Source organism: Lentzea indica (genome assembly GCF_012184385.1).
Taxonomy (GTDB): Bacteria; Actinomycetota; Actinomycetes; order Mycobacteriales; family Pseudonocardiaceae; genus Lentzea; species Lentzea indica.
This window is the reverse complement of the sequence record NZ_VSRL01000035.1, coordinates 51,749-57,748: the sequence shown is the minus strand read 5'-3', so window position 1 is coordinate 57,748 and position 6,000 is coordinate 51,749. Positions and strand designations below refer to the sequence as shown.

Below are 6,000 nucleotides of genomic sequence, written 5' to 3'. Positions count from 1 at the left end.
TGCAGAGTTCGGCGCGCTGGAGGTGGGTTTCGGGCGAGGCCGACGCGGGCGTCGAGCTCGGCGCGGGCGTGGTGGCGGGCTTGGGCCAGTGCGGTGCGGTGTTCGGTGAGCGCTTCGTCGGTGCGGCCGAGATGACGTAGTGCGGTGCCGCGATGGTTGCGCACGTCCGCGGCGAAGAGCGGGTGGCCGTCGACCAGGCCGGTCGCGCGGTCGAGCAGATCGAGTGCCTGTTCGGGTCTGCCGCGCAGCAGCTCCAGGCGCGCGCGAATTTCGAGGGCAAGGGCGTGTTCGTGATCGTTGGGCTGGCTGCGGTTTCGTGCCAGGGCGCGGTCGATGTGGTCGTCGGCGGCGTCGAGGTCACCTCGGAACAGGTGTGCTTCGGCCAGGCACACCATCGGCAGTGCATTCGTCTGCACGTCGCACGCTTGCTGGAAGCACGCGATGGCGTCGTCGAGGAGGGCCTGGCCGAGCCTGGTGCCGCCGAGGTTGATCAGGATGTGGCCGCGTAGCCGGGTGTCGCCGGTTCGCTTGCTGGCTTGCGCGGCCTGAACCAGGAGGTCCGCGGCCTCGTCCAGCGGACCGGTGCTGTTGCGCACCAGCCCCAGGTTCGTGGCGGCGATGATCTCGCCTGGCGTCCACCCGGCTTTGGCCGCGTGGCCAATGGCGGCGTGCAGGTGTTCGCCGGCGGAGGTGAACCCGCCGCGGGTCCAGTGCAGGACACCGAGGCTGCTGTGCATCGCTGAGAGCGCGGCATCGTCCTCGGCGATCTCGGCGGCACGCAGGCCGGCGCTGACGACCGCTTGCCAGTGGACGCCGTTGCTGCGCAGGAAGTAGCCGCGCAGCGCGTCGGCCATCAGCCAGGCCTCGCCGTCTGGTCCGAGGTGGTCGGCGACGGCGGCGAGGTTGGGTCCTTCTGCGTCGAGCCAGGACTTCGCCGCGGTCGCGTCCGGGAAGGTCGTCGCGGTCGGTGCGGTTTCACTTGGTAGCCGGGGGCGGGTCGGGTCGAGGGTGTCCGCGGCGTCGCGGACGGTCCTGGAGTACCAGTCGAGGAGCCGGCCCACGCGGGTGGCGACGTGGCTCGGGTCGTCCTCGGCGTCGGATCGTTCTGCCGCGTAGAGGCGCAGCAGATCGTGGAAGGTGTAGCGGCCGGGCATGTGCTCACGCACCAGATGTGCGGCGGACAGGACGTCGAGATCCGGGTCGCTGCCCACGAGGACCGCCGCGGCCTCGGCGGTGATGTCCATGCCGGGCATGCGGCCCAGGAGCCGGAACAACTCCCTGGCGCTGTCGGGCAAGGCCACGTAGGACAACCTGAAGGCGGCGTGCACGGCGGTGCTGGTGTCGCCGGGCACCGCCAGTGCCGTGAGCCGGTCGGCCTCGCGAAGCCTGCGGTTGTAGTCACCGATCGAGCGCTCCGGCCTGGCGAGCAGCGCGGCTGCGGCAATGCGCAGGGCCAGGGGCAGCCGCACGCAGAGTTCCACGAGTTCGTCGACCTCGTCCGGTTCGGCGGTGACGCGGGCCGGCCCCAGGACCTGTTCGAGCACGGCGCGGGCGTCGGACGGGGTGAGGACGTCCAGAACGATCTGGTCGGCGCCTTCACGGGCGACCAGACCGTCGAGACGAGTCCGGCTGGTGATCATGACGAGGCAGCTCGGAGTGCCAGGCAGCAGCGGGCGGACCTGATCGGCGTCGAGGGCGTCATCGAGCACGATGAGCATCCGCCTGCCGGACAGAACGGTGCGGTACGTCGCGGCCGCATCGTCGACGTCGGTGGACAGCGAGTCGCGGTCGACGCCGAGCGCCGTCAGCAGCCGGATGAGTGCGTCCAGCGGCATCACCGGAACGCTGTGGCCACGCAGATCCAGGTACAGCTGCCCATCGGGGAACCGTGAGCGGACGCTGTGGGCCCAGTGCACGGCCAACGCGGTCTTGCCTGCCCCTGCCAGGCCCGTGACCACGCAGACGCCACCACGTTCCGGTAGCTGGTCCAGCGCCGCGATGGTGTCGGCGCGGCCGGTGAACCCGGCGGGCGCGCAAGGTGTCTGGGCGGGGGGCCGGTGGTTTCTCCGCGTGCCCAGGTCCTGGGCCAGGATCCTGGCCTGCACCTCGCGCAGCTCCGCACCGGGCAACAGCCCGAGGTCGCGGTCGAGCAGCGTCCTGCCCTCGTCGTAGACGTCGAGCGCCTCGACCTGGCGGCCCGTCTGGTACAGCGCCGTCATCAGCAACGCCCGCAGATGCTCGCGGAACGGGTGCTCGGCGACGAGGCCGCGCAGCACGGGAATCACCTCTTCGGCGAACCCCAGCGCCATCCTCGCCTCGGCGAGATCATCCTGGGCGCCGAGCCATTGCTCGACCAGCCGCACGCGCACGGGCTCCGCGTCAGCGACGCCCAGCTGCGGGTACGGTTCGCCCCGCCACAGCTCCAGTGCCGCTCCCAGCGCCTGTGCCGCATCCTGCGCCCGACCTGCCCGCAACGCCGCGCGGCCTTCGCGAACGCGCTCCTCGAACAGACGTGCGTCGAGCTCACCGCAATCGACCAGGATGCGGTAACCACCCGGCCCGGCCGCGATCCGCTCGCCGTCGAGCTGCCCGCGCAGAGTCCACACGTAGGTCTTGACGAGTCCTGGCGCCGAACGCGGCGGGCCGTCGGGCCACACGGCCTCTATCAGCCGTTCGGTTCGGACCCAGTTGTTGGCGTGCAACAGCAACGCCGCCAACAGAGCCCTCGGTTTCGCCGCCAAGCTCAGCCCGGTGCCGTCAGAGGCGACGTGGTCGACCGCGCCGAGAACCCGGAACATCCCCACCCCCGCGTTCGACGATAGTCCACGGTCGACCAGCTCGTCCCGCGATGGCTGAACCTGGATTGGACCTCGATTGAACCGGCTTCGCCGAGCCTTTCGACCGCAAGACCAATGGGGGGACGTCCCGTCGTTGGCAACTCAGCCGAAAGGAAACAAAAACCGTGACGAGTTCACGCAAGTCGGTCTTCGTGGTCCTCGGATTCGTTTTCGCCGCCCTGGTCGCACTCGTGGGCCCAGCGCAGGCGAGCACCACCGCGGGCGACCCTGCGACCGCGTCGGCGGCACAGGTGGACTGTGGTGTGCGGACCTCTCCCGGGGGCGCCTACCTGGAGGTCTGCGACGACCTGGGGAAGATCGGGAACGCGTACTACGGCAGCGTCTGGGGAACGGTGTACGGCGAGACCTTCGTGCAGGTGAGGGTCAGGTACACGAACGGCAGCATCGCCGTGCTGCAGTCCTCCACCAGGCCGCACTTCGACTTCTACATCGGAGGCGCCACGTCGGTCCTGATTCGTGCCTGCAACAGCAACGGTTGCGGGGCCTACTCCTGATCGATCGGCATTGAGGGTCAGGACGAGGCGAGCAGCCGCCGTCCTGGCCCTCACGGCCGTTTCCTCCCGCCGAATCCGGCAACGGATCAGAAGGTGGCAGCACTGCTCCCCCAGCGGCGCCGCCACCTTCTCCCCCGATCGTGGATCCCCTCGTCCACGACGCAGAGCTTGCCAGGGTGAACCTGAAGGGACGCTGAACGATCCTGAACCGAATTTCAGGACTCGATCACGAGGGATGCGGCAGGCTGCCCACATGCGCGTGCTCGTCGTGGAAGATGATCCCCGTCTCGCCGACCTGCTCACCCGCGGCCTGACCGCCGAAGGGTTCGCCGTCGACGTGGAGCGCACCGGCACGGACGGGCTGTGGCGGGCGAGGGAGCACCCGTACGACGTGATCGTCCTGGACATCATGCTGCCCGGTCTCAACGGCTACCGGGTCTGCCAGGAGCTGCGGGACGCGGGCGTGTGGACGCCGATCCTGATGCTCACCGCGAAGGACGGCGAGTTCGACGAGGCCGAGGGCCTGGACACCGGCGCGGACGACTACCTGACCAAGCCGTTCTCCTACGTGGTGCTGGTGGCCCGGCTGAGGGCGCTGGCCCGGCGGTCGCGCACCGCCCAGCCGGTGGTGCTGCGGGCCGGCGACCTGGTGCTCGATCCGGTCAGCCGGGAGTGCCACCGGGGTACCACGCGGATCGACTTGAAGGCCAAGGAGTTCTCGGTGCTGAACTTCCTTCTCAGGCACACCAACGAGGTCGTCACCAAGTCGGAGATCATCGACGGCGTGTGGGACGCGGCGCAGGACCCCGACCCCAACCTCGTCGAGGTCTACATCAGCGCGCTTCGCCGCAAGATCGACACACCGTTCGACCGGCGGAGCATCACCACTGTGCGCGGCGTCGGCTACCGGTTGGTGGATCGATGAAATCCTTGCAGGTCAAGGTGACCGTTCTGGCCACGGTGATCACCGCACTGCTGATCGGTCTCGCCGGGGCACTGATGCTGGTGTCACAACGCCAGCAGATCATCACCCAGACCGCGGACAGTTCGCGCCTGCACTACATGTGTTCCAGCGTGAACTGCGTCCAGCTGCACGAGCAGACGCCTGTCGCCACGCCGGGGATGCTGGTCCGGTACGCCAGCACCGAAGTGCGGCCGGACTTGTCGCTGTGGCCGTTCACCGACCTCCGCGAGACCCCGTATCAGCTGATCGGAGAAGGGCCGCAACGCAGCAGTGAGGAGGCACGGTCGACCGCATACGAGGCGCAGCTGCAGCTGAACAGCGCGACAACGACCCTGCTCAGCGTGCTCGCATCGATCACCGTGCTGGTGTCGGTCACGGTGCTGGCCGCGGCCAGCCGGGTGTTGCGGCCGGTGGAGGTGATGCGTGCCGAGGTGGCGGAGATCAACGAGCACAACCTCACCCGGCGCGTCCCTGTGCCGTCCTCCGACAACGAGATCGCCAGGCTGGGCGCCACGCTGAACGAGACGCTCGACCGGGTGCACCGCACCGTCGAGGACACCCGCAGGTTCGTCGCGGACGCCTCGCACGAGCTGCGCAGCCCGCTCGCCGCGCTGCGGGCCGAGCTGGAGATCGCGCTGTCGCATCCACACATGGCGGACTGGCCCACCGTCGTGAAGGCGGCGCTGGAGGACACCGAACGGCTGCAGGAGCTGACCACGGACCTGTTGCTGCTGGCCAGGTTGGACGCCGACGCACTGGACAAACAGGACACCGTCGACCTCACCGCCGTGGTGCAGCGGGAAATCTCCCGCCGGGGGATGGTCACCCTGGAAGCCGACGACCACGTACTCGTTCCTGGGCGGCGCGCGCAGCTGTCCCGGCTGCTCGGCAACCTGCTGGACAACGCCGAACGCCACGCGGGCACGGCGGTGATCGTGCGCCTGCGTGGCGGGCCTTCCGCGACGCTCGAGGTCATCGACGACGGTCCCGGCATCCCCGAAGCGGACAGGGAACGCGTCTTCGACCGGTTCACCCGGCTCGACGAGGCCCGCACCCGTGCCGCGGGTGGCGCCGGTCTCGGGCTCGCGATCGCCCGTCGCATCGCCACCAGGCATCACGGCACGCTCGAGGCCACCGACGCCGAAGGTTTCCGCGGAATCCGTTTCGTGGCAACGATTCCGACCGGCATCCCGCAACCGAGGAAAGCCGCCGTCATGGCGCAACAGCGCGTGGGCGACGAGGTGTGGCAGTACCTCAACGGCTCGATCATCTCGACACACGGCCACATCCCCGAACCACGCCCGGTTCCCCGGCCGGAGCTGGACTGGGATCTCATCTTCGGCGAGCACCAGCCGGTGCACTCGTGAGCTGAGGCAGCCACGGCTTTCCGGCCAATCCGCGTCCTGGCCCCCAGTCCTGATCTTCACCCGTGCGCGCCACGTCGTTGGGGCCACATGACGGTACCGGCCGTGATCTCGGCGGGCGTATGGTCCGAGACGGGGAAAGCATGTGACTCTTGGGGGAATCACTTATGCGCCATGCTGTGTTGTTATGCGCGCTTGCGCTCTTATCACAGTCCACTGTGGCCTTACCATATGCTGCAGCAGCGCCGCAGGTCAACGCGCCTGCCGGGGCCGCGCCACAGCAACGGGCACTACCGCCGCAGGCATTGCCATTCCACGGC

4 protein-coding genes are annotated in these 6,000 nt (G+C 69.1%); 3 read left to right on the top strand and 1 reads right to left on the bottom strand.

The features are described 5' to 3' along the window. Positions 1-2,798: AfsR/SARP family transcriptional regulator (locus FXN61_RS12870; protein ID WP_167973578.1), on the bottom strand; the 2,798-nt coding region annotated here is incomplete at its 3' end. Positions 2,799-2,962: 164 nt separating this feature from the next. Here FXN61_RS12870 and FXN61_RS12865 point away from each other — a divergent pair. From FXN61_RS12865 to FXN61_RS12855, 3 genes are all read left to right on the top strand, one after another. Next, positions 2,963-3,352: a hypothetical protein gene (locus FXN61_RS12865; RefSeq protein WP_167973576.1), complete on the top strand. Its 390-nt coding sequence runs from the start codon at positions 2,963-2,965 to the stop codon at positions 3,350-3,352. Positions 3,353-3,605: 253 nt separating this feature from the next. Beyond that, entirely contained in the window at positions 3,606-4,277 is a 672-nt protein-coding gene (locus FXN61_RS12860; protein ID WP_167973574.1) for a response regulator, read from the top strand. Next, on the top strand, positions 4,274-5,683 hold the full coding sequence (locus FXN61_RS12855) for a sensor histidine kinase (RefSeq protein ID WP_167973572.1): 1,410 nt from the start codon (positions 4,274-4,276) through the stop codon (positions 5,681-5,683). The genes FXN61_RS12860 and FXN61_RS12855 overlap by 4 nt, the downstream gene beginning before the upstream one ends. Positions 5,684-6,000: the final 317 nt, after the last annotated feature.

What these genes read in the sequence shown, in the direction of transcription:
- FXN61_RS12860 (WP_167973574.1), top strand. Translation starts at nt 3,606, where the DNA reads ATGCGCGTGCTCGTCGTGGAAGATGATCCCCGTCTCGCCGACCTGCTC.
- FXN61_RS12855 (WP_167973572.1), top strand. Translation starts at nt 4,274, where the DNA reads ATGAAATCCTTGCAGGTCAAGGTGACCGTTCTGGCCACGGTGATCACC.